The following is a 20956-nucleotide window of genomic DNA, read 5'->3' on the forward strand; positions in this document are numbered from 1 at the left end:
CCATGTGGACCCTCTCCGGTTTCTCCGACGAGATCTCCCCCGACCTCACCGAGCAGTGCGAGGTCGTCACCGGCCTCGGCATGAAGTACGTCGAGGTGCGCAGCGCCTGGGACGTCAACATCCTGGACCTGTCCCCCGACCAGCTCGGCACGGTGCAGAAGACCCTCTCCGCGTACGGGTTGAAGGTGTCCTCGATCGGGTCGCCGATCGGCAAGATCGGGATCGAGGACGACTTCGCGCCGCACCTCGACCGCATGAAACACGCCGCCGAGGTCGCCGGCCTGCTCGGTGCCCCGTACATCCGGATCTTCTCGTTCTTCCTGCCCGCGGGCTCCGACCCCGCCCAGCACCGGGGCGAGGTCATCGACCGGATGCGGGCGCTGACCCGCGTCGCCGAGGACGCCGACCTGATCCTGCTGCACGAGAACGAGAAACACATCTACGGCGACGTGCCCAGCCGCTGCCTCGACCTGATCCGCTCGGTGGGCTCGCCCTACCTGCGGCTGGCCTGGGACCCGGCCAACTTCGTGCAGGTCGGCGTCCGGCCGTACACCGACGGCTACGCCCAGCTGCGCCCGCACGTCGAATACGTGCAGATCAAGGACGCGCTGCTCGCCGACGGGACCGTGGTGCCCGCCGGCCGGGGCGACGGGGAGGTCGCCGAGACGCTGCGCGCGCTGCACCACGACGGGTTCGACGGGTTCTTCTCGCTCGAGCCGCACCTCGCCGCCGGGCACGCCACCGGAGGCTTCTCCGGGCCCGAGCTGTTCCGCACCGCCTGGCGGGCCTTCACCGGCCTGCTCGAGACCGAGGAGATCCCGTACGCATGAGTGTTCCTTCGTTCGCCCTGGTCGGCGCCGGAGTGATCGGCAAGCAGCACGGGCTGGTCATGAGCCGGCTGACCGACCGTCTGTCGCTCGCCGCGGTCGTCGACGTGATCCCCGACCGCGCCTCCGCCCTCGCCGAGGCCCGCGGCGGCCGCCCGTACACCTCGCTGGCCGACGCCCTGGCCGCCGAGCAGATCGACGTCGTCGTCGTGTGCACGCCGACCGGCCTGCACGGCACGGTCGCGATCGAGGCGCTGGCCGCCGGCAAGCACGTCATCATCGAGAAGCCCGCCGAGGTCACGGTCGCGAAGACCGACGAGATCATCGCCGCGCGCGACAAGGCCGGCACGCTGGTCACCGTGATCTCGCAGCACCGGTTCGACCCGTCCACCGAGAAGACCCTGGCCGCCATCGCGGCCGGCGAGTTCGGGCGCGTCTCGTCGGGCATCGCGGCGATCGACTGGTGGCGCGGGCAGAGCTACTACGACTCCGGCGAGTGGCGCGGCACCTGGGAGCTCGACGGCGGCGGCGCGCTGATGAACCAGGGCGTGCACACCGTCGACCTGCTCGTCGCCGCGCTCGGGCGGCCGGTGGAGGTCTTCGCCTACACGGGGACGCTCGCGCACGAGCGCATCGAGGTGGAGGACGTGGCCGTCGGCGTGGTGCGGTTCGAGTCGGGGGCCCTCGGCGTGCTGCACGCGACCACCTCGGCGTACCCCGGCCTCAGCGCGCGGCTGCAGGTGCACGGCGACCGCGGCTCGGCGGTCATCGACAACGACCGGCTCGCGTTCTTCCACGCGACGCCGGTCGGCGAGGCGATCGAGGAGCGGCTGATGGGCACGACACAGGTCACCTCGGGCGGCGGCGGGGACACGGCGAGCAGCGACCCCGCGCAGCTCTCGGACGCCCACCGGCTGCAGTACCTCAACTTCCTGGACGCCCTCGCCGGCACGGGCTCCCTGCGGGTCGATCTCGAGACGAACCGGCAGTCGATCGCGGTGATCACCGGGGCGTACGAGTCGGCGCGCACCGGCAGGCCGGTGAGCCTCGCATGAGCCGGATCGCCGCCAACCCCATCCCGTACTGGGCCTCGGCCGGCAAGACGCGCGAGGTGTTCGACGAGGCGTTCGCCGACTTCCACGCCATCGGGTTCACCGCCGTCAAGGCCGACGTGCCCACCGGCATGACGCCGCCCGAGTACCGCGCGTGGATCGGCGGGTACGGGCTGTCCCCGTCGCTGAGCCTGTTCAACTCGCCGTTCGACGACTCCGTCACGGTCGCCGGCGAGGTCGAGAAGGCCAGGCGCTTCGCGGACGAGCAGACCGCGCTGGGCCTCGACCGGACGATGATCTCCTCGATGGCCGTGCCCGAGCGGCTCGACCGGCCCGCGGTCGGCGCCGCCTTCGACGAGGGCCGGCTGACGCGGGCGATCGACATGTGCGGCGAGGTGTGCCGAGCACTGGCGGCCGGCGGGCTGCGGCCGCTGCACCACTCCCACGTCGGCGGCGTCTTCGAGACCGAGTACGAGATCACGCGGCTGCTCGACGACCTCGGGCCCGACGTTATCGGCTTCGGACCCGACACCGGCCACCTGCGCTGGGCCGGCATCGACCCGGCCGCGTTCCTCCGCCGCTACGCCGACCGCCTGGGCGGCATCCACATCAAGGACGTCTTCCCCGACCACCTCGAGGGCGCGACGCTGTCCTACCGCGAGGCCACGGCCTCCAAGCGGCTGTGGGCCGAGCCCGGGCTGGGCGTGGTCGACTTCGACGCCGTCCTCGCCGCGATCCCCGCCTCCTACGACGGCGACTTCATGATCGAGGTGGACGAGCCGTCGGTGGAGTCGAAGCTGGAGTCCCACGAGATGTCGTACGCCTGGGCCCGGCGCGCCCTGGCGGACCGCGTCACGCAGTGACCAGCCCGCACCCGGTCACGGCTGTCCGGCCGGCAGCTCGTAGACGAGCTCCAGCCCGTCCTCGTCGTCCCACTGCTCGCCGATCCGGCGGAAGCCGTACTGCAGCGCCAGGGTCGACGAGGGCAGGTTGCCGGGGCTGATGCTGACCCGCACGCGGTGGACGGCGGGTTCCCGCGCGGCCCTGGCCAGCAGCGCCTCCAGGGCCGCACGGGCGTAGCCGCGCCGCCGGTGGTCCGGGTCGATGCGGTAGCCGATCTCCACCATGCCGTCCGGGTCCGGCGGTCCGTGGAAGCCGGCCGCGCCGACCGCCAGGGACTGCCGGTCGTCCCAGACGATGCCGGTGACCCACGCCGCCGCGGCCGGATCGCGGTCGCACTGCTCGCTGCGCATGCGCCACAGTCCGCGGCATTCCGGGCCGGTCAGATAGTCCGACAGCGGCACCGGGCAGGCCGCCTCCACGGCGGCCAGGTCGCCCCGGGCCAGCGCGCGGAACGTCGTGCCGTCCAGATGCACGATGCGGACATGGCCGCTGTGGTGGCGCCGATCGGTCATCGCGAGCAGCCTCCCCTCTGCGTCAGCCGGCCGCACGGAAGGGCGCCAGCGTGGTACGGATGATCTCGGCGGCGCCCCAGTCGTCGTCGAACTGGGCCACGACCGCCAGGTGCTGCCGCAGCTGGACGATCGGCATGCGGGCGGGCCAGCCGGCGTCGAGCCCGGTCAGCTCGGCGTAGACCTCGAAGAACCGGCGCGACTCCGGCGGCGGCGCCGTGGTCCACAGGTGGGCCAGGTCCACCTCGGCCCACATGTACGACACCGCCGGGTCGATCACCGCCGCTCGTCCGTCCGCGGTGGCCAGCACGTTCTGCGCCCACAGGTCGCCGTGGGTGAGGCAGGCCGGCCGGTCCGGCAGCAGCTCGGGAAGCCGAGCGCACAGCCGTTCCAGCGCGGCCCGGTCCGCGCGGTCGAGCGCTGCCTCGACGCGGGGCTCGGGAAGCCAGCGGAGCAGCCGGTGCTCGGCGAAGAAGGCGAACCCGTCGTCGGCCCAGGTGTTGACCTGCCGGCGGCGACCCAACCAGTTGTCGCGGTGCCACCCGAAGCGGGGATGCACTGTGCTCGTGTGGGCGCGGGCGAGCGCGTGCGCGAACTGCTCCCAGAAGGCCGCACTGCGCGGCCGGGGCTGCAGCAGCGACAACGCGAGCACCTCCCGGTCCGCCACGATCACCTCGGGGGTCGCCAGGCCGCCGAGCTCCCGCAGGGCCGCCAGCCCCTCGGCCTCGGCGACGAAGGCGTTCCCGTCACCGTCCGGCGCTGCGGCGAAGGCCTTGACGAAGACCGACGGCGCGTCCGCGCGCCGGGCTATGCCGGCGATCGCGGCGAGTCCGCCGCTCACCGGCTCGACGGCGACGACGTCGCGGATCCCCGCCCGCGACAGCCGCTGCGCCAGATCGGTCGCGCTCAGCACGGTCTCACGGGACATCGGCACGGTCCTCGCGCTGCGGCGGGTACGCGTCGAAGGCGGTGTTCAGGCGTACGGCGATGGCGTCGGTGACCGCGGTGCGGTGCGGCAGGGCGCGCCGGTCGGCCATGACGTACGTCGCCCGCAGCACCGCGAGGGTGTTGGCCACCGGTACCGGCAGCGGACCGGGCCCGACGCCGTCGAACAGCTCGTCCACCCGGCGCAGCCACCCGGTCGCGGCGGGCTCGGTGACCTGCGGGCGGGCCAGGATCCGGGTCAGCGCCCGGGCGAGCCGGTCCTCCTCCATCTGGGCGAAGCGGTATCCGGTGGACGCGACGGTCCGCCTGCCGACGAGGTCGAGCAGCACGGTCAGGTCGGGAGCCGCGAGCCGTGGGGAGGCGCCCAGCGCGCCGGCGAGGTCGGCGCCGTGGGAGATCGCGTGCAACCAGCCGAGCCGGTCGTCCCAGCCGCGCACGTCACGCTCGGCCGGCCACCAGGCGGCGAACGCCTCCAGCCAGCGCCGCACGGTCGCGCCGTCGAGCAGGCTTTCCGTACGGTCGCGGTCGACGGCGGCGGCCAGAACGAGCGGCGCGAACGTGCGCGCCTGCACGCGCGGGTCCGCCAGCCGGCCGGTCAGGGCGTCGCCGAGCGCGGGGAGCCGGGCATCGAGCACACCGCCGCGGATCCAGCCGGCCAGAGTGGCGTACGCGTGCCCGTCGCGCACCTGGGGATCGGGCGAGGCGAGCAGCTCGAGCAGCTCCGCGAGCGACGCCTCGAGATCTGCCGGCGCGGGGACGTCGCTCACCCGGGTGAGGATAGCGAAGGCCCCGCGGCGCGCGACGGCAGGCGCGTGCCGGTCAGCCGGCGCGGAGGTAGCGGATGTGGGTGGCCAGCGGCGAGTGCAGCACCTCCACCGGCTCGAAGCCGAACGACTCGACCCCGTCGAAGATGCGCTCACCCGACCCGAGCAGCACCGGGGCGATGTCGAGGGTGAACTCGTCGATCACGCCCGCGACGAGGGCCTGCCGGACGGTCGACGCGCCGCCGGCGATGTCCACGCCCTTGTCCCCCGCGGCCTCGCACGCCGCGGCGTACGCGGCGTCGAAGCCCCCGGTGACGAAGTGGAACGTCGTCCCGCCCTCCATCTCGATCGGGTCGTGGGCATGGTGGGTCAGCACGAACACCGGCGCGTGGTACGGCGGCTCGGCGCCCCACCACCCGGTCCACTCCTCGTCCCACTCCCCGCGGATCGGGCCGAACATGTTGCGCCCCATCACGTACGCGCCTCGCGGGCGCATGAGCCACTCGTTCGCCACCTTGTCGGCGTCGGTGGCCCGCGGGTCGCCGATGTGCCAGCCGTGCAGCTCGCGCCCCCGCCTGCCCAGCGGGTTCTCCCGGCTCTGCTCCGGCCCGGCGACGAAGCCGTCCAGCGAGATCGACATGTGGCTCGTGGTGTGCGTCACCGCGGACCTCCTCAAGTGGTTGCGAAACGCAATCAGTCGTGCGGACGATACCGCATCCGCGCCGTCGCTGAAGACCTTCATCCTGTCCGAGGCGGGCAGCTCGGCCGTGATCCGGGGCGTGACGCGGACCAGCCCGAACTCCCTGGCGGGCAAGGTCACCTCGCTGGACGGGTCTGTCTGAGCCGCCGAGGCCGCCCCGTCCTGGGGCGATGACCGACGCAGGTCCGGACGCCCTGCCCACGCCCCTGGCGAACGTCTTCACCCTGGGCGTCCGTGACGTGCCGCGGCAGCGCGACTTCTACCGTGCCCTCGGATTCCGCAGGTCGTGGACGATGCCGACTTCGCCGCGTTCCGGCTGCACGGAGCGGTGCTGGCCCTGTTCCCGGCCGAGCGGCTCGCCGCCGACGGCCGCGGCGACCAGGAACTCGGCCGCGGCGGCATCCGGTTCACCATCGGCATCGTCGTGCGGGAGGCGGCCGAGGTCGATCGGCTCGCGGAGCGGTTCCGGGCGGCCGGAGGACGCATCACCGAGCAGCCGGCGGACGCCGGGTTCTTCCCCGGCCGGTCCGTCTACGTCGCCGACCCCGAGGACAACTTCGAGATCGTGCGGGCCGGACCGGACAACGCCATCGTGGCGGCGGCCGGCCGGGAGAGCCGGGGGTGACCCCGGGGGTCAGCCGGTCAGGGCGTCCACGAGGGCCCGGGTCAGCCATTGCTCGTACTGCTCGGAGGTCCAGCCGCGGTCGGTGACGAACAGCTCGTAGAGCTCGGGCGCGATCATGGCCCAGACGATGTCGCGGGCCTGGTCGGGGGGCAGGTCGGCGCGCAGGCCCCCGAGGTCGGCGAGCTGGCCGACGATCCAGGTGGCGCCGACCAGGCGTTCGGCGTTGATGGTCTCGCGGAAGGTGGCGAGGTCGGGGTCGCCGCTGCGGGCGCCGGCCAGCAGTTTCGACAGCAACGGGCCGAGCCGTTCGCTCAACGCGCGCGCGATGGCGGCGTAGCGGGAGAGCTTCTCGATCGGCGTGGGGGCGGTCAGGAGCGCGTGGTACTCGGGGCGGTCGATCATCGGGACGGGCTCGTCGTCGCCGGCCAGGGTGACGTCGTACGTCTCCTTGATGAGCGCGGCCTTGCTGCCGAACGCCTTCTGCACGGTCTCGGCCGACACGCCCGCCTCCGCCGCGACGTCGCGCATGGTGACCGCGCTGGGGCCGCGGGCGACGATCAGGTCGTGGGCGGCCGCGAGCACGCGGCGGCGGGTGAGGCGGGCCTGCTCGGCGCGCAGCGTGTTGTCGTATGGCCGTCTGTTCATTGCCTACCGTCCGCCAGTATCGAATACTCGGCCATAGTAACCGAATGAGAGGTGCACTGTGGAGACCAACGACATCGAGACCGCCGTCCGCGCCATGACCATCATGGCCTCCGGCGACCTGGCCGAGTTGCACGACGTCGTCCATCCCGAGGCGGTCAACCGCGAGGCCAAGGACGAGCCGCCGGACTGCCGGGGCCGGGGCCCGGACGCCTTCGCCGCCACCGCACGCTGGCTGCGTGCCGGCTTCGCCGACCTGAAGTTCGACATCCACGAGGCGGTGCAATCCGGCGACCTGGTCGTCGTGCACTGCACGATGTCCGGGCGTCAGGTCGGGCCGTTCGTCGCGTACGACGAGCACGGTCGCGTGGCCCAGGCGATCCCGCCGACCGGGCGCCGGATGGCGGTGACGCACACCCACTGGAGCCGGATGCGCGACGGCAAGGTGGTGGAGCACTGGGCGAACCGCGACGACCTCACGATGAGCAAGCAGCTGCACTGGGTGCCGCCGACGCCGCTGTTCCTGGTGCGGATGGCGCTCGCCACGCGGCAGGCCGCCCGCCAGCAGCAGCAGCAGATGCAGCCCGCCCTCGCGCCCCGCCGGGAGAAGCAGGGCGTAGCGTCGGCCTGAGCAGGGCGGCGAGAAGGAGGCGGCATGACTTCCACGGTGACCGGGCGGGCCGCGCGGGTGGGCGGCGCCGACCGGGTGCTCACCCCCGGCGAGGTCACGGCGTTCGTCGGCGAGCAGCTCGGCGGGATCGACGTGGACGGGCGCAGCGTGTGCGTGCTCGTGCCGGACGCGACCCGCACCTGCCCGCTGCCGCTCCTGGTCCGGGCCGTGCACCAGGCGCTGCACGGCCGGGTGTCACGGCTGACCGTCCTCATCGCGCTGGGCACGCACGGCGCGATGTCGGCGGAAGCCCTCCGGACCCACCTCGGCGGCCCGTACGAGGACACCACGGTGCTCAACCACGAGTGGTGGGAGCCGTCGACGTTCGCGCACCTCGGCACGATCCCGCGCTCGCGCGTGGAGGAGCTGTCGGACGGGCGGATGAGCCTGGACGTGCCGGTGCTGCTCAACCGGGCGGTCGTGGAGCACGACGTGGCGATCGTGGTGGGCCCGGTGCTGCCGCACGAGGTGGTGGGCATGTCGGGCGGCAACAAGTACTTCTTCCCGGGCGTGGCCGGGCAGCAGATCATCGACGTGTCGCACTGGCTGGGCGCCCTCATCACGTCGGCGGAGATCATCGGCACGACCGAGCTCACCCCCGTACGGGCTCTGATCAACGACGGCGCGGCGATGATCCCGGCGGAGACGTACGCGTTCTGCGTGGTCACCGCGTCGCACGACGGCGTCGACGACGACAAGAGCAGCGCGCTGCACTCGATCTCGTTCGGCGACTGCATCTCGTCGTGGGCGAGCGCCGCCGAGATCAGCGCCGCGACCCACGTGACGTACCTGGATCGGCCGGTGCGGCGGGTGCTGTCGCTGATCCCGCGCATGTACGACGAGATCTGGACCGGCGCCAAGGGCTTCTACAAGGTCGAGCCGGTGGTGGCCGACGGCGGCGAGGTGATCCTCTACGCCCCGCACATCACCGAGATCGCGACGAGCCATCCGGCGATCCACGAGATCGGCTACCACTGCCGGGACTACTTCGTGAAGCAGTGGGACCGGTTCGACCACGTCCACTGGGGCGTGCTGGCCCACTCCACGCACCTGCGCGGGGCGGGCACGTACGACGCAGCGACCGGGGTGGAGAAGCTGCGGGTGGACGTGACCCTGGCGACCGGCATCCCCGAAGAGGTGTGCCGCGCGGTGAACCTGGGCTACCGCGACCCGGTGACGATCGACGTGGCGGCGTTCGAGGCGGACCCGGACACGATGGTGGTGCCGCGGGCCGGCGAGGTGTTGTTCCGGCTGCGCTAGCGGCGGGCGCGGGCGGTGGAGCCGCGCACGATCAGGCGTACGGGCAGCACGAGCGGCCGGCCGCTGGGCTTGGCGCCCTGCGACACGGCGATGCAGTTCTGCACGCCGGTGAACCCCATCCGGTAGAGCGGCGACGCGATCGTGGTGAGCTGCGGCTCGACCAGCTCGTCGAAGATGATGTTGTCGAAGCCGACGACGCTGACCTGCTCGGGCACCGCCACGCCGAGGCGGCCCAGCCCCTTGAGGATGCCGATCGCGAGCTGGTCGTTGTACGCCTGCACGGCGGTCGCGTCGGTCTCGGCCACGCGCAGCGCGGCGCTGAGCCCGGCGAGCACGGTCGGCTCGTACGGCCCGATCCGGCGCGGCTCGACGCCCAGCTCCGCGGCGGCCTTGCGCAACGCCCGCCACCGCACGCCGTCGGACCAGCTCGTCTCGGGACCCGCCACGTACGTGATCCGGTCGTGCCCGAGCGAGGCCAGGTGCTCGACGGCCCGCCGGATGCCGCGCTCGGCGTCGTTGAGCACGCAGTTGGCCTCCGGGATGATCCGGTTGAGCAGCACGACCGCCTTCTGCTTGGCGACCATCCGCAGCGCGGAGTCGGTCATCCGCGAGCTGGCGATCACCACCCCGTCGACCTGCGCGAGCTCCTGCTCGATCGTCTGGCGCTCCACCTTCGGCGACTCGTTGGTGTGCGACAGGATCAGCTGGTAGCCGGCCTCGCGCGCCGCCTCGTACGCGCCCTTGATGATGTCGCCGTAGAACGGGTTCGTGACGTCCGCGACCACCAGCGCGATCGCGTTCTGCCCGCCGGCCGGGGCCGCCTGCCGGGTCGCCCCCGAGCGGTAGCCGAGCCGTTGCGCGGCCTCGAAGATCCGCTGAGCCGTGTCGGCGTTGACCCGACCCGGCCGGGCGTACGCCCGCGACACCGTCGAAGCGGCCACCCCCGCCTCGCGCGCGACGTCGTAGATTGTCGGGCGGCCCATGCCCGGAATGGTAAATCGGTCAACGTCCGCAAAACAGCCCTGTCCGACGAGGTCGAATGCGCACTCTCCTGCCCGGCGCCCTGGTGGCCGTCGCGATCCTGGCCCCGGCCACGCCCGCCTCCGCGGCGCCGGCCACGACGGTGTGCACCATCGCCGACGACCGGCTCGACGAGCTCTCCGGCATGCTCGCCACCGGCGACGGCTACGTGGTGGTCAACGACGGCGCCGACCTCGCCTCGCACCGCCGGATCTTCTTCCTGAACAGCCGCTGCCGCGTCACCAGGACCGTCCCGTACGCCTCCCGGCCGCGCGACACCGAGGACCTGGCCCGCGGCGCCGGCGGCACGGTGTGGGTAGCTGACATCGGCGACAACGGCCGCAACCGCGGGACCGTCGCGCTGTGGAAGCTCGCGCCCGGCGCCGGGCGCGCGACCCTGCACCGGCTGACCTATCCCGACGGCCCGCACGACGCCGAGGCGCTGCTGGTGACCGCCGGGGGCAGCCCGATCGTGGTCACCAAGGACGCCCGCCTCTACACCGCCGCGGCGCCGGGCACGGCCACCACCCGGCTCACCGCGGCGGGCGAGGTCTCCCTGCCGTCGAGCACCACGAGCAACCCGTTCTCGTTCCTGGGCCGCGCCGCGGTCACCGGCGCCGCCGCCTCGCCCGACGGCCGCCACGTGGTGCTGCGCACGTACGCCGACGCCTTCGAGTTCGACGTGCCCGGCGGCGACGTGGTGGCGGCGCTCACCGGGGGCACGCCCCGCCCGATCCCGCTGCCCGACGAGCCGCAGGGCGAGTCGGTGACCTACAGCGCCGACGGCCGCTCGCTGCTGACGGTCTCCGAGGGCGTACGTCCCCGGATACTGCGCTATCCCCTGCCGGATCGCCCGTCCCCCACCGCCACGGCAGCAGCGACGCCCAGCCGGCAGACGCCCAGCCCGGAGACGCCCAGCCCCGGCGGCGCCACGCCGAGGGCCGGCGAGTCGCAGGCGGGCCCGCCCCGCTACCTGCTCGTGGTCGCCGGCGGCGTCGCCGCGCTGGCGGCGGGCCTGGCCGTCGCCCTGGCCGTCATCCGATCCCGCCGGCGATCGTGACGACCACCTCGTCGTGCCGCACCCGCTCGTCCCACCGCGTCAGCACCCGGCGCGCCTCCCCCTCCACCATCGCGGCGCCGACGTCGTCGCCGGCGAAGGCGCGCACGTCGTCCGGCCCGGCGAAGTAGGTGATCGAGGTGAACACCACCTCGTCGCCTTCGGTGCCGCGCAGCAGCCGGGCGCCCAGGAAGCCCGGCACCCTGCGCAGGTGCGCGGCCACCTCGGTGCGGTAGTGGTGCTCGTAAGCGGCGGCCGTCCCGGCCCGGGCCCAGCCGCGCCACGTCCTCGCGATCATGACTCCCCCTCGTCGTGCCGGTTACCCCTGCACCCTCCCACGGGCCGGCCGGCGTGCGCGCACGTGCAAACCCGATAGCGAATGTGTTCGCGGTTGTTTCGATGTGTTGACATCACGCATGTGAATGCCTGAATGTGATCGCAATGCGCCGTTGATCGAAGGGAAACACTCGATGCCGCGATCACCCGTGAGACCGATCCTCCTGGCCGTCCTGCTGGTCCTGTCCGCCCTCGCGGTCCCGTCCGGCGCCGCCTACGCCCGAGCGCCCCAGGCGGCAGCGACCGTGCACGGCCTCAAGGGTGAGTACTTCCGGATGTCCGCCCCGGGCGCCCGCGACTTCGCGGAGCTGGGCGGCACCGTCCTGGACCCGAACATCGACCTGCCCGGCCTGGCCGGCAGCTTCCAGTCGCTGACCGGCCGCACCGAGCACACGACGGCCCGCTGGACCGGCAAGCTGACCGCGCCCGCGACCGGCGACTACACGTTCTTCCTGATCGGCGACAACGGGTTCCGCTTCTTCCTGGACGACGAGCCGGTGATCGACCACTGGGTCGGCGACTGGGACGTCGAGCAGACCAGCGCCCCCGTGCACCTGGTGGCGGGCGAGGCGCACACGGTCCGCATCGAGATGTTCCAGGACGTCGGCGGCGCGAATCTGTTCCTGCGCTGGTCCGCCGCCGGGCTGGCGAAGCAGATCGTGCCCGAGTCGGCGTTCACCCCGCCGGACGGCTTCCAGGTCTTCCCCGCCGGCTTCACCGTCGGCACGGACGGCAGGACACTCACCGCGGACTTCGACGCCCGGGTCGACGACCTCGCGCAGTTCGCGCAGCACCTGACGGTCGAGGTCGACACCACGCCGTTCCCCGTCGCGTCGGCGCGCGTCGACCGCCGCGACACCACGAAGGTCGTCGTCACGCTCGGCGCGGCCGTGCAGAAGGGCCAGCGGGTCCGGGTCACCTACGACGGGACCGGCGGGCTGAAGGTCGGCGGCGAAACCGTGCCGCAGCTCTTCCGCTCGGCGACCAACACGTCCACGCACCGCCTGACCACCCCGTGGGGCGACCGGCTGAACGAGAACCACCCGTTGCCGGAGTACCCGCGGCCGCAGCTGGTCCGCAAGGACTGGCTCAACCTCAACGGCCCGTGGGAGTTCGCCGGCGCCGAGGAGGGCCAGCAGCCCGCGTTCGGCAAGAGGCTCGGCGAGCGGATCGTCGTGCCGTTCCCGGTGGAGTCGCAGCTGTCGGGCATCGAGCGGCGCGAGGACCACATGTTCTACCGCAAGCTCGTCACCGTGCCGAGCGGCTGGCGCACCAAGCGCGTCAAGCTCAACTTCGGCGCCGTCGACTACCAGGCCAGGGTGTGGGTCAACGGCAAGCTGGTCGCCGAGCACACCGGCGGCTACACGGCGTTCACCGCCGACATCACCGACGCCCTCAAGCGCGGCAGCCCGCAGGAGATCATCGTCGGCGTCACCGACGTGACCGGCCCCGACCAGCCCAAGGGCAAGCAGTCGCTCAACCCGGGCGGCATCGTCTACGAGCCGTCGTCGGGCATCTGGCAGACCGTGTGGATGGAGCCGGTCGTGCCGGGCGCGATCGACGAGGTGGTCGTCACCCCGACGCTGACCTCGGCGACCGTCCGGGTGAACGCGAACTCGACCGCGAAGGTGACCGCCACCGCGCTCGACAAGCGGGGCCGCAAGGTCGGCACCGTGACCGGCGCGGCCAACACGCCGCTGACGCTGAAGGTCACCGACCCGCACCTGTGGAGCCCGGACGACCCGTACCTCTACGACCTCGACGTCCGGCTGGGCGCGGACACCGTCCGCAGCTACTTCGGTCTGCGGCAGGTCGAGGTGCAGAAGGTCGGCGGCTTCCCCAAGCTCGTGCTCAACGGCAAGCCGATCTTCTCGCTCGCCACGCTGGACCAGGGCTTCTGGCCCGACGGGCTCTACACCCAGCCCAGCGACGCGGCGCTGCGGTTCGATCTGGTGGAGACCAAGAAGCTCGGCTTCAACGCGGTCCGCAAGCACATCAAGGTCGAGTCGGCCCGCTGGTACCGGCACGCCGACGAGCTCGGCCTGCTCGTGTGGCAGGACTTCGTGTCGGCCGACATCACCGGCGCGGGAGGCCAGGAGGCGTTCCTGAGCCAGGGCCGCGAGGAGATGCGGCAACTGCACAACTTCCCGTCGATCATCGGCTGGATCGTGTTCAACGAGGGCTGGGGCGAGTGGGACCGTACGGCCACCGGGCGGATCGCCGACGAGATGAAGGCGCTCGACCCGTCGCGCATCCTCAACGCCCACAGCGGCGTGAACTGCTGCGCCTCCAAGGGTGACTCCGGTCGCGGCGACGTGATCGACCACCACGACTACAACAACACCGACCCGGCGTACCCGGACGCGACCCGCATCGCGATGGACGGCGAGCACGGCGGCTTCACGCTGCGCACCCCGGGGCACATGTGGCCCGGCCCGCCGGCCGTCATCTACAGCGGCGTCGCCGACAAGGCCGCGCTGACCGCGAAGTACGTGGACAACACCGAGCGGTTCTACCTCGAGGCCGCCGGGGCCGAGCTGTCCGGATCGGTCTACACCCAGATCACCGACCTGGAGACCGAGCTCAACGGCCTGTGGACCTACGACCGGCGGGAGATCAAGGTCGACCCCGCGGCCGTACGGGCCGTCAACCTCAAGGTCATCGCGGCGGGCGCCAACCCGGCCTCGGACGCGACGTTCCCCGGCCGCGGCGACTGGGCGCTGGACGAGGGCGCCGGCACCGTCGCCCGCGACTCGAGCGGCAGCAAGGCGGACCTCACCCTGACCGGTGACACCGCGTGGACGACCGGCAGGAGCGGCTCCGCGCTGAAGTTCGACGGTGACGGCGACTCGGCCGACACCGCGGCGCCGGTGCTCGACACCACCAAGGACTACACGGTGTCGGCGTGGGTGACGCTCGACGAGCTGCCCGGCAACTACGCGACCGTGGTCAGCCAGGACGGCCGCACCCGCGAGAACCCGTTCTACCTGCAGTACGGCCAGGGCGCGTTCGCCTTCAGCACGCCCGGCGGCAACCGGGCCCGCCTCGAGGTGCAGCCCGAGCTGAACCGCTGGTACCACCTGGTCGGCGTGCGTGACCACGCCACCGGCGAGGCCCGGCTGTACGTCGACGGGCAGCGGGTGGCCGCGGTGCCGGCCGGCCCGGACGTGGTGAGCACCGGCCCGCTGTCGGTCGGCCGCGCCAAGTACGCGGGCAACCGGACCGACTACTGGTCGGGCTCGGTCGACCAGGTCCACGCGTACGACCGGTCGCTGACCGACGCCGAGGTGGCGGCCCTGTACCAGGCCGAGGCCGGCTGACCACCGGACCGAAGCAGGAAAGGCCCATCCCGCGGCTCGCGGGGTGGGCCTTTCTCACGCGAGCGAGCGGACCCGCTCGGACAGGACCGGCCACAGCGCCGGGGCGGCGCCGACGGTCAGCTCGGTGGTGTAGTCCGGGCCGTGCCCGCCCAGTACGACGCCGGCCTCGCGGGCGATGAGCGCGCCGGCCGCAATGTCCCACAGCTTCGTGTCCAGCGCCAGGCCGCCGTCGAGCCGGCCCGCGGCCTGGTAGACCAGGTTGAGCGCCGCCGGCAGCCGCCGGATGTCGCCGGAGACCGGCAGCAGGCCGGCGATCACCCGGCCCGCGCGCGCCTTGGTCCGCGGGCCGGGCTGGAAGCTGACGCCGATCAGCGCCTCGTCCAGCGGCGGCCCGCTCGACGCCGTGATCGGCTCGTCACCGAGCAGCGCTCCCCCGCCGTCGACCGCGCTGAACGTCTCGTCCGCGACCGGCTCGTGCACGACCGCCACCCGCGGCTCGTCACCCTCGTACAGCGCGATGCAGACCGACCACGGGCCGGTGCGGCTGATGTAGTTGCGGGTGCCGTCCAGCGGGTCGATCACCCACTTCCAGCCGCTCCCGCCGGCCCGGCCGTGCCCCTCCTCGGCCTGCACGGCGTCGTCGGGCCAGGCGGCCGAGACCGCCTCGACGATGAGCCGTTCGCTGGCGATGTCGACGTCGGAGACGACGTCGTTGGCGTGCGCCTTGGGCGCGCCGACGCGCAGGGTGTCGCGCCGCTCGAGCTGCAGCCGGCCCGCCCGTACGGCCAAGGTGGCGGCGAGGTCGCGCGCCGCGAGAAGATCCCGGTCCATTCCGGCCACGCTAGCGGAGGCCGTCGGATACCGGACAGCGCGCCGCTGATTCGAGGGGCGTCTGCCGTTTGCTCACAGCAGCCTCACAGGCTTGCGGGTTGCATGGGCGCACGTGAATTCGTACGCGCTCTGGGGGGACACAAGCATGACGCACGAGAATCGGCGCCGCCGTCGCAGGTGGGCGCTCGCCGCGCTGGCCGGGATCACGCCGGCGACGCTGGCCTTCGTCGGGATCCAGGTGGCCGACGCGGCCACGGCGCCCGCGGGGGCGAGCCTGGTCGCGGCGAGCAGGAGCATCACGGCGGAACGGTACGACATCGGCGACGGCTTCACCGTCGACCTGGACCTCGGCCTCAACGTGGTGGCGGGCAAGGAGCCGCTGGAGATCCGGGCCGCCCGCAAGTCGTACGCGAACCCGATCACGGCGGAGCTCGTCACGGCGGGCAAGCGGGTGGCGCTGCCGAAGGGCACCGTGACCGACTTCGCCGGGCTCAAGCGGCTCACCACGGTGACGATCAAGAACGGCAAGGGCGCGGTGGTCAAGCGCTACTGGACCAACTGGTGCCCCAACTCCGAGGACTCCGTGCGCACCCGGCCGGACGCGCCCGCGCAGACGCCGTACCCGTTCGGCTGCGACGCGGGCAACCCGTTCGCGCTCGGCGCGGTCTGGGGCGTGCAGGCGGGCTGGGCCTCGTCGACCGACGACCTGCCCACCCACGGCAAAGCGTTCGACCTGCCGGTCGGCAAGTACACGGTGACCGTGAGCGTCAACGCCCCGTACCAGAAGCTGTTCGGCATGACCGCCAAGCAGGCCACGGCCACGGTCGCCCTCACCGTGGTCAAGGGGCGCGAGGATTCCAAGGCGGAGACCCGGGCGCACGACCACGAGCACGGCCCGCAGGTCTCGTCCTACCGCGCGGAGTACCGGCCCGCGGCCAAGCCGGACGTCCGCGCGGCGGCGCCCACGAGCGGGCCGCGGCCGGACCTGCGGTCGCTGCCGGCGTGGGGCATCTCGATCGAGAAGGCCCCCAAGAACAAGTGGTACGTGAACTTCGGCGCGACCGTGTGGAACGGCGGCAGCTCGCCGCTGCTGGTCGACGGGTTCCGCCGCAGCGGGCAGGGCCTGATGGACGCGTACCAGTACTTCTTCGACGCCCAGGGCAACCAGGTCGGCGCGGTCCCGGCCGGCACGATGGAGTGGGACAAGCGGGTCGGGCACCTGCACTGGCACTTCACCGACTTCGCGCAGTACAACCTGCTCAAGGCCGACCAGAAGCAGGCGGCGCGCAGCGGCAAGGAGGCGTTCTGCCTGGCCAACACCGACCAGGTCGACTACACGATCCCGCAGGCCAAGTGGCGGCCCTACAACACCGACCTCGAGACGTCGTGCGGCACGCAGACGTCGGTGGGCGTGCGCGAGGTGCTCGACATCGGCAACGGCGACACCTACACGCAGGACCGCCCCGGCCAGTCGTTCGACGTGACCGGGCTGCCCAACGGCACCTACTACATCCAGGTCAAGGCGAACCCGGCGGGCAAGCTGGCCGAGCTGAGCACCGGCAACAACACGTCGCTGCGCAAGATCGTGCTCGGCGGCACGGCGGCGAAGCGGACGCTCACCGTGCCGCCGGTCAACGGCATCAAGGGCTAGGAGCCGGACGGTCCGTGGGGTGGTTCGTCGATCCGCGCCACCCCGCGGACCGCGGCCGAGCCGTAGACGGTGCCGGTCCTCTGCGGTTCCGCGACGCGCGGCGCCGGGGCCGGGGCCGGGGCCGGCTCGACATGCGGAGCGGGGGCCGGCTCCACGCTCGCGGGTGCGGGGCCGGAGGGGATGCCCGCCAGCGCCTGCCGCGGCCACAGCGACGCCTTGCGCTTGGCGGACACGTCCTCGACCCAGCCGAACAGCAGCACCGCGCCGAGCACCATGACGCCCTCCAGCGCGAGCATCCAGATGATGTACTGGAACGTCGCCCACGGCACCTCGTAGTGCTCCAGCACCCGCGCGCCCACGGCGATCAGCGGGAAGTGCCACAGGTAGATCGTGATCGCCCGGGCGTTGATCACCCGTACCGACTCCGACAGCCACTTGAAGTCGGCCCGCTCGAGCACCGCCATCGTCGGGCGGAACCGCAGCACGATCAGGACGAAGGCCAGCGACCAGAGCGTCCGGGCGACCGGCACCTCGTTGAGGTCGAAGCCCCAGTCGGTCGGGTGCGTGAACAGCCAGTACAGCCCGACGCCGCCGACCGCGGTCACCACCGCGATCCACGCGGCCAGCGGCAGCCGGTGCAGCCGGCCGTCACGGTGCGCGAACCCGGCGATCCAGCAGGCCGCGTACGTGACGAAGTCCCACATGATGCCGTCGATCGGGTCCGGCAGGCGGAAGCCGGTGACCGTCAGCACGGCGAGCGCGACCAGCGGCATCGCCACCATCGCCCAGCCGAGCTTGCGGTAGGCGAAGTACAGGATCGGCGAGACCAGCACGAAGATCAGGTACGCCCGGAGGTACCAGAGCACCTCCCAGAACGGCTCACCCCACGAGCTGCCCGGCGGGTCCTCGAGCGGGAACAGCCAGAACACCAGGTTGAGCCGGTGCAGCGGGTGATCGGGATCGCTGGCCGACCAGCCGTGCCAGAACATCAGCGGCAGCGCCACCGCGGCGAACGTCCAGAGCGCGGGCAGCAGGCGGCGGATGCGCGACCAGACCGCCTGACGCGCGCCGGACTTGGCCAGCGAGGCGGCCATCAGCGAGCCGGCGATCGCGAACATGACACCCATCGCGGGCAGCACATAGGTGAGCCACGCCCAGCCGAACGCGTGGTAGATCACGACCCGGACGATCGCGAGGGCCCGCAGCGTGTCGATGTACCGGTTCCGGGACTTCGGTGATGCGGCCGCGGCCACGGCGGGTGCCGCAGTGGCGGGACTTGCAGTCATGGGTGGGCCTCCGCCACGGGTCGTGAACATACAGCCCTCGTACAGGACCACGCCGGAGCGGTGGCCGTAAACCACCGGACGCGCCCGGGCACCCGTCCGTCCGGCCAATGTTGATCATCCGACCGGTGCCCTGTTTTCAGAGGCCTCGAACCGGTGTCAGACTGCACCACAGCAAACAGGGACAGGAGCGCAGCAGTGACCTCCGGCGACGACGCACGCTTGCAGGCCCGGGTGCAGGAGCACCTGCAGCCCGGCGAGACCTTCCGGGCCGCCGTCTGGGCCGGCCGGGCCGAGGGCCACCCCCCGTCCCCGATCACCCGGGCCGACATCTCCCTGATCCGCCTGCGCCGCCGCGACCCCGGCCCCCGCCGCGGCGTCGCCGGACCGCCGCGCAGCCGGGCGGTGACCCTCGACGAGCACATCCGCACGGTCAACGACCCGCGGATCGTGGCCCTGACCGACCGCCGCCTGCTGGTGCTGGCCCAGCGGCTCACCTCGTGGCGGGCCCTGCTCAACCCGACTCCGGACTCGCCGCTGCGGCTGCGCTGGGAGTGCCCGCGCGCCGAGCTGGCCGCCACCGCCGAGAAGTCCGGCCGCCTGACCCTGACCTTCACCGACGGCTCCTCGATCACGGTGCTGACCCCGTCCGCGGCCGCCCGGCCGTTCCTGGCCGCGGCCGGCGCCTGAGGCGGGTCAGCGGCGGCGCGGGGCTATCAGGCCCGACTCGTAGGCCCAGACGACCAGCTGGGCCCGGTCGCGGCAGTGCAGCTTCATCATGGCGCGGTTCACGTGGGTCTTGGCGGTCAGCGGGCTGATCACCATGCGGCCGGCGATCTCGTCGTTGGTCAGGCCGCGGGCCACCAGCTCGACGATCTCCTGTTCGCGGGTGGTGAGCACGGCGCGGCCGGCGGCGGGGTCGGGCGGCGGCCCCGCGACGAACTCGCTGATCAGGGTGCGGGTGACGGCGGGGGCCAGCAGGGCGTCGCCGTGGGCGACGACGGTCACGGCGTGGAGCAGGTCGGCCGGGTCGGCGTCCTTGAGCAGGAAACCACTGGCGCCGGCGCGGAGGGCGGCGAAGACGTACGCGTCCAGGCCGTAGTTGGTGAGGATCAGGACGCGTACGGCGCTCAGCGCCGGATCGGCGGCGATGCGCCGGGTGGCCTCGATGCCGTCGAGGCCGGGCATCTGGACGTCCATCAGCACGACGTCCGGGCGCAGGCGGCGGGCCAGCTCGACGGCGCGGGCGCCGTCCCCGGCCTCGCCGACGACCTCGAGCTCGTCCTCGGCGTCGAGCAGCGCCCGGAAGCCGGCCCGCATGAGCGCCTGGTCGTCGGCGAGCAGCACCCGGATCACGAGGCCGCCGACGACGCGGTGACGAGCGGGAAGACGGCCCGTACGGCGAAACCGCCCCCGTCGCAGTGCGACGCCTCCAGGGAGCCGCCCAGCGCGGTGACCCGCTCCCGCATGCCGCGCAGGCCGACCCCGGGCGTGACCGGCCGCGCGGGCGAGGCCCGGCCGTCGTCGGTCACCGAGACGGTCAGCCCGGCCGGGGCGTACTCGAGGAGTACGCGGGCCTCGGCGGGGCCGGCGTGCCGGGCGACGTTGGTGAGCGCCTCCTGCACGACCCGGTACGCGGCCTGGTCCACCTCGGCCGGCAGGTCGGCCGGCGTGCCCGAGACCGTCAGCTGCACGGGGACACCGGCGGCGCGGGTGCGCTCGGCCAGCTCCGGCACGCGCGCCAGGCCGACCCGGTCGACGTCGCGCAGCACCTCGAGCGTGGCGCGCAGCTCCCGCATCGCGGCGCCGCCGGCCTCCTGGATGGCGAGCAGGGCGGCGGGCGGCTCCTCGCCGCGCTTGCGGGCCAGGTGCACGGCGATGCCGGCCTGCACCTTGATGACCGAGATGCTGTGGGTCAGCGAGTCGTGCAGGTCGCGGGCGATGCGCAGGCGCTCCTCGCCGGCCCGGCGCAGCGCCACCTCCTCGCGGGTGCGCTCGGCGTCGGCGGCGCGCTGCTCGACCTGTTCGAGGTAGGCCCGGCGCTGCCGCGCGACGAGCCCGGCCACGTTGGCGGCCACGAACCAGCCCAGCAGCAGCGAGGTGCGTTCGACGATCTCCTGCCCCGGGCGACCGGCGGGCGCGACCGTGACGTCGCGGTTCAGGAAGCCGCCCAGGAAGACGACGCTCGCCAGCGCGGACGGCAGCCGGTGCCCCTGCCAGGCGGCACTGTAGACGGTGACGAGCACGGGGAAGGCGGCGGTCACACCGGCGTGCACCCGCAGGTGGAAGGCCAGCATGGACGCGGTCACGACCAGCAGCGCCGGCACGGGGTAGCGGCGGCACAGGGCCACGCCGGCGGCCATGACCACGGCCAGGACGACGTCGAGGGCGTGCACGGGTGCGGCGCCGGGCGCGAGGGCCGCGTTGCCGAGCAGCACGGCGCCGAGGGTGACGCCGCCGAGAAGGTAGGGCAGATCCGGGCGCACGTTCGCACTGTAGGACGGCTCGGCCGCGGGCGTCGTCCCGCGCCTGCGGTAGATGTGGCGTACTGCGGACGCGGT

Annotated in this window: 22 protein-coding genes; 11 read left to right on the forward strand and 11 right to left on the reverse strand. The window is 72.9% G+C overall.

What is annotated here, in order from left to right:
• Nucleotides 1-2: 2 nt before the first annotated feature.
• From ACSNN8_RS28240 to ACSNN8_RS28250, 3 genes are read left to right on the forward strand one after another with little or no spacing between them, the layout of a single operon-like run.
• Nucleotides 3-830, forward strand: coding sequence for a sugar phosphate isomerase/epimerase family protein (locus ACSNN8_RS28240; protein ID WP_436652733.1), 828 nt, complete (start codon nucleotides 3-5; stop codon nucleotides 828-830).
• The gene (locus ACSNN8_RS28245) at nucleotides 827-1882 is read left to right on the forward strand and encodes a Gfo/Idh/MocA family protein (protein ID WP_436652734.1); all 1056 of its coding nucleotides are present in this window, start codon (nucleotides 827-829) and stop codon (nucleotides 1880-1882) included. Before ACSNN8_RS28240 ends, ACSNN8_RS28245 begins: the two co-directional genes overlap by 4 nt.
• The gene (locus ACSNN8_RS28250) at nucleotides 1879-2742 is read left to right on the forward strand and encodes a sugar phosphate isomerase/epimerase family protein (protein WP_436652735.1); all 864 of its coding nucleotides are present in this window, start codon (nucleotides 1879-1881) and stop codon (nucleotides 2740-2742) included. The genes ACSNN8_RS28245 and ACSNN8_RS28250 overlap by 4 nt, the downstream gene beginning before the upstream one ends.
• A 15-nt stretch (nucleotides 2743-2757) precedes the next feature.
• Here ACSNN8_RS28250 and ACSNN8_RS28255 read toward each other — a convergent pair whose 3' ends face one another.
• The 4 genes from ACSNN8_RS28255 to ACSNN8_RS28270 are packed head-to-tail and all read right to left on the reverse strand — an operon-like array spanning nucleotide 2758 to nucleotide 5661.
• Entirely contained in the window at nucleotides 2758-3294 is a 537-nt protein-coding gene (locus ACSNN8_RS28255; protein ID WP_436652737.1) for a GNAT family N-acetyltransferase, read from the reverse strand.
• Between the two features lie 22 nt (nucleotides 3295-3316).
• Nucleotides 3317-4219, reverse strand: coding sequence for a fructosamine kinase family protein (locus tag ACSNN8_RS28260; RefSeq protein ID WP_436652738.1), 903 nt, complete (start codon nucleotides 4217-4219; stop codon nucleotides 3317-3319).
• Nucleotides 4209-5003 carry a DUF2785 domain-containing protein gene (locus tag ACSNN8_RS28265; protein WP_436652739.1) on the reverse strand — a complete coding sequence of 265 codons (795 nt, stop codon included), beginning with the start codon at nucleotides 5001-5003 and terminating at the stop codon, nucleotides 4209-4211. The genes ACSNN8_RS28260 and ACSNN8_RS28265 overlap by 11 nt, the downstream gene beginning before the upstream one ends.
• Before the next feature lie 52 nt (nucleotides 5004-5055).
• On the reverse strand, nucleotides 5056-5661 hold the full coding sequence (locus ACSNN8_RS28270) for a dihydrofolate reductase family protein (protein ID WP_436652741.1): 606 nt from the start codon (nucleotides 5659-5661) through the stop codon (nucleotides 5056-5058).
• On the opposite strand from ACSNN8_RS28270, the gene ACSNN8_RS28275 reads away from it, so the two are divergent.
• Together ACSNN8_RS28275 and ACSNN8_RS28280 are read left to right on the forward strand one after the other, a co-directional pair.
• On the forward strand, nucleotides 5639-5842 hold the full coding sequence (locus tag ACSNN8_RS28275; protein ID WP_436652742.1) for a hypothetical protein: 204 nt from the start codon (nucleotides 5639-5641) through the stop codon (nucleotides 5840-5842). The two genes, ACSNN8_RS28270 and ACSNN8_RS28275, sit on opposite strands and share 23 nt — an antisense overlap.
• A gap of 144 nt (nucleotides 5843-5986) precedes the next feature.
• On the forward strand, nucleotides 5987-6325 hold the full coding sequence (locus tag ACSNN8_RS28280) for a VOC family protein (RefSeq protein ID WP_436652744.1): 339 nt from the start codon (nucleotides 5987-5989) through the stop codon (nucleotides 6323-6325).
• 9 nt (nucleotides 6326-6334) lie between these two features.
• Here ACSNN8_RS28280 and ACSNN8_RS28285 read toward each other — a convergent pair whose 3' ends face one another.
• Nucleotides 6335-6970 (reverse strand): TetR/AcrR family transcriptional regulator, encoded by a 636-nt coding sequence (locus ACSNN8_RS28285; RefSeq protein ID WP_436652745.1) that lies wholly within the window; start codon nucleotides 6968-6970, stop codon nucleotides 6335-6337.
• Nucleotides 6971-7028: 58 nt separating this feature from the next.
• Here ACSNN8_RS28285 and ACSNN8_RS28290 point away from each other — a divergent pair, with 58 nt between their 5' ends.
• Together ACSNN8_RS28290 and ACSNN8_RS28295 are read left to right on the forward strand one after the other, a co-directional pair.
• On the forward strand, nucleotides 7029-7598 hold the full coding sequence (locus ACSNN8_RS28290; RefSeq protein WP_436652747.1) for an ester cyclase: 570 nt from the start codon (nucleotides 7029-7031) through the stop codon (nucleotides 7596-7598).
• A gap of 24 nt (nucleotides 7599-7622) precedes the next feature.
• Nucleotides 7623-8897 (forward strand): lactate racemase domain-containing protein, encoded by a 1275-nt coding sequence (locus ACSNN8_RS28295; protein ID WP_436652748.1) that lies wholly within the window; start codon nucleotides 7623-7625, stop codon nucleotides 8895-8897.
• Here the strand turns inward: ACSNN8_RS28295 and ACSNN8_RS28300 are convergent.
• A complete protein-coding gene (locus ACSNN8_RS28300) occupies nucleotides 8894-9880 on the reverse strand; it encodes a LacI family DNA-binding transcriptional regulator (RefSeq protein ID WP_436652749.1) in 987 nt (328 codons plus the stop codon). The two genes, ACSNN8_RS28295 and ACSNN8_RS28300, sit on opposite strands and share 4 nt — an antisense overlap.
• A 56-nt stretch (nucleotides 9881-9936) precedes the next feature.
• On the opposite strand from ACSNN8_RS28300, the gene ACSNN8_RS28305 reads away from it, so the two are divergent.
• Nucleotides 9937-10977 carry a hypothetical protein gene (locus ACSNN8_RS28305; RefSeq protein WP_436652750.1) on the forward strand — a complete coding sequence of 347 codons (1041 nt, stop codon included), beginning with the start codon at nucleotides 9937-9939 and terminating at the stop codon, nucleotides 10975-10977.
• Here the strand turns inward: ACSNN8_RS28305 and ACSNN8_RS28310 are convergent.
• The gene (locus ACSNN8_RS28310) at nucleotides 10952-11272 is read right to left on the reverse strand and encodes an antibiotic biosynthesis monooxygenase family protein (RefSeq protein WP_436652752.1); all 321 of its coding nucleotides are present in this window, start codon (nucleotides 11270-11272) and stop codon (nucleotides 10952-10954) included. The two genes, ACSNN8_RS28305 and ACSNN8_RS28310, sit on opposite strands and share 26 nt — an antisense overlap.
• A 187-nt stretch (nucleotides 11273-11459) precedes the next feature.
• Between ACSNN8_RS28310 and ACSNN8_RS28315 the strand changes: the two genes are divergently transcribed.
• Nucleotides 11460-14630, forward strand: coding sequence for a LamG-like jellyroll fold domain-containing protein (locus ACSNN8_RS28315; protein ID WP_436652753.1), 3171 nt, complete (start codon nucleotides 11460-11462; stop codon nucleotides 14628-14630).
• 54 nt (nucleotides 14631-14684) lie between these two features.
• Here the strand turns inward: ACSNN8_RS28315 and ACSNN8_RS28320 are convergent, their stop codons facing one another.
• Nucleotides 14685-15461, reverse strand: a complete 777-nt coding sequence (locus ACSNN8_RS28320; protein WP_436652754.1) for an inositol monophosphatase family protein — start codon at nucleotides 15459-15461, stop codon at nucleotides 14685-14687.
• A gap of 145 nt (nucleotides 15462-15606) precedes the next feature.
• Between ACSNN8_RS28320 and ACSNN8_RS28325 the strand changes: the two genes are divergently transcribed.
• Nucleotides 15607-17112, forward strand: coding sequence for a lysyl oxidase family protein (locus tag ACSNN8_RS28325; protein ID WP_436652756.1), 1506 nt, complete (start codon nucleotides 15607-15609; stop codon nucleotides 17110-17112).
• On the opposite strand, the gene ACSNN8_RS28330 is transcribed toward ACSNN8_RS28325, so the two are convergent.
• Nucleotides 17109-18398, reverse strand: a complete 1290-nt coding sequence (locus ACSNN8_RS28330) for an acyltransferase family protein (RefSeq protein ID WP_436652758.1) — start codon at nucleotides 18396-18398, stop codon at nucleotides 17109-17111. The genes ACSNN8_RS28325 and ACSNN8_RS28330 overlap by 4 nt on opposite strands.
• Nucleotides 18399-18593: 195 nt before the next feature.
• Between ACSNN8_RS28330 and ACSNN8_RS28335 the strand changes: the two genes are divergently transcribed.
• The gene (locus tag ACSNN8_RS28335) at nucleotides 18594-19085 is read left to right on the forward strand and encodes a hypothetical protein (RefSeq protein WP_436652759.1); all 492 of its coding nucleotides are present in this window, start codon (nucleotides 18594-18596) and stop codon (nucleotides 19083-19085) included.
• 6 nt (nucleotides 19086-19091) lie between these two features.
• Here the strand turns inward: ACSNN8_RS28335 and ACSNN8_RS28340 are convergent, their stop codons facing one another.
• Complete coding sequence (locus tag ACSNN8_RS28340; RefSeq protein ID WP_436652760.1) at nucleotides 19092-19751, reverse strand: response regulator; 660 nt, start codon at nucleotides 19749-19751, stop codon at nucleotides 19092-19094.
• Nucleotides 19748-20881, reverse strand: a complete 1134-nt coding sequence (locus ACSNN8_RS28345; RefSeq protein ID WP_436652761.1) for a sensor histidine kinase — start codon at nucleotides 20879-20881, stop codon at nucleotides 19748-19750. The genes ACSNN8_RS28340 and ACSNN8_RS28345 overlap by 4 nt, the downstream gene beginning before the upstream one ends.
• Nucleotides 20882-20956: the final 75 nt, after the last annotated feature.

Origin of the sequence: Actinoplanes sp. URMC 104 (assembly GCF_051386375.1) — a bacterium.
Classification (GTDB): Bacteria; Actinomycetota; Actinomycetes; order Mycobacteriales; family Micromonosporaceae; genus Actinoplanes.

Coding starts and splice junctions, on each gene's coding strand:
- ACSNN8_RS28260 (WP_436652738.1), bottom strand. CDS start 4,219: ATGTCCCGTGAGACCGTGCTGAGCGCGACCGATCTGGCGCAGCGGCTG.
- ACSNN8_RS28320 (WP_436652754.1), bottom strand. CDS start 15,461: ATGGACCGGGATCTTCTCGCGGCGCGCGACCTCGCCGCCACCTTGGCC.
- ACSNN8_RS28255 (WP_436652737.1), bottom strand. CDS start 3,294: ATGACCGATCGGCGCCACCACAGCGGCCATGTCCGCATCGTGCATCTG.
- ACSNN8_RS28285 (WP_436652745.1), bottom strand. CDS start 6,970: ATGAACAGACGGCCATACGACAACACGCTGCGCGCCGAGCAGGCCCGC.
- ACSNN8_RS28305 (WP_436652750.1), top strand. CDS start 9,937: ATGCGCACTCTCCTGCCCGGCGCCCTGGTGGCCGTCGCGATCCTGGCC.
- ACSNN8_RS28330 (WP_436652758.1), bottom strand. CDS start 18,398: ATGACTGCAAGTCCCGCCACTGCGGCACCCGCCGTGGCCGCGGCCGCA.
- ACSNN8_RS28295 (WP_436652748.1), top strand. CDS start 7,623: ATGACTTCCACGGTGACCGGGCGGGCCGCGCGGGTGGGCGGCGCCGAC.
- ACSNN8_RS28325 (WP_436652756.1), top strand. CDS start 15,607: ATGACGCACGAGAATCGGCGCCGCCGTCGCAGGTGGGCGCTCGCCGCG.
- ACSNN8_RS28275 (WP_436652742.1), top strand. CDS start 5,639: ATGTGGCTCGTGGTGTGCGTCACCGCGGACCTCCTCAAGTGGTTGCGA.
- ACSNN8_RS28310 (WP_436652752.1), bottom strand. CDS start 11,272: ATGATCGCGAGGACGTGGCGCGGCTGGGCCCGGGCCGGGACGGCCGCC.
- ACSNN8_RS28245 (WP_436652734.1), top strand. CDS start 827: ATGAGTGTTCCTTCGTTCGCCCTGGTCGGCGCCGGAGTGATCGGCAAG.
- ACSNN8_RS28250 (WP_436652735.1), top strand. CDS start 1,879: ATGAGCCGGATCGCCGCCAACCCCATCCCGTACTGGGCCTCGGCCGGC.
- ACSNN8_RS28240 (WP_436652733.1), top strand. CDS start 3: ATGTGGACCCTCTCCGGTTTCTCCGACGAGATCTCCCCCGACCTCACC.
- ACSNN8_RS28300 (WP_436652749.1), bottom strand. CDS start 9,880: ATGGGCCGCCCGACAATCTACGACGTCGCGCGCGAGGCGGGGGTGGCC.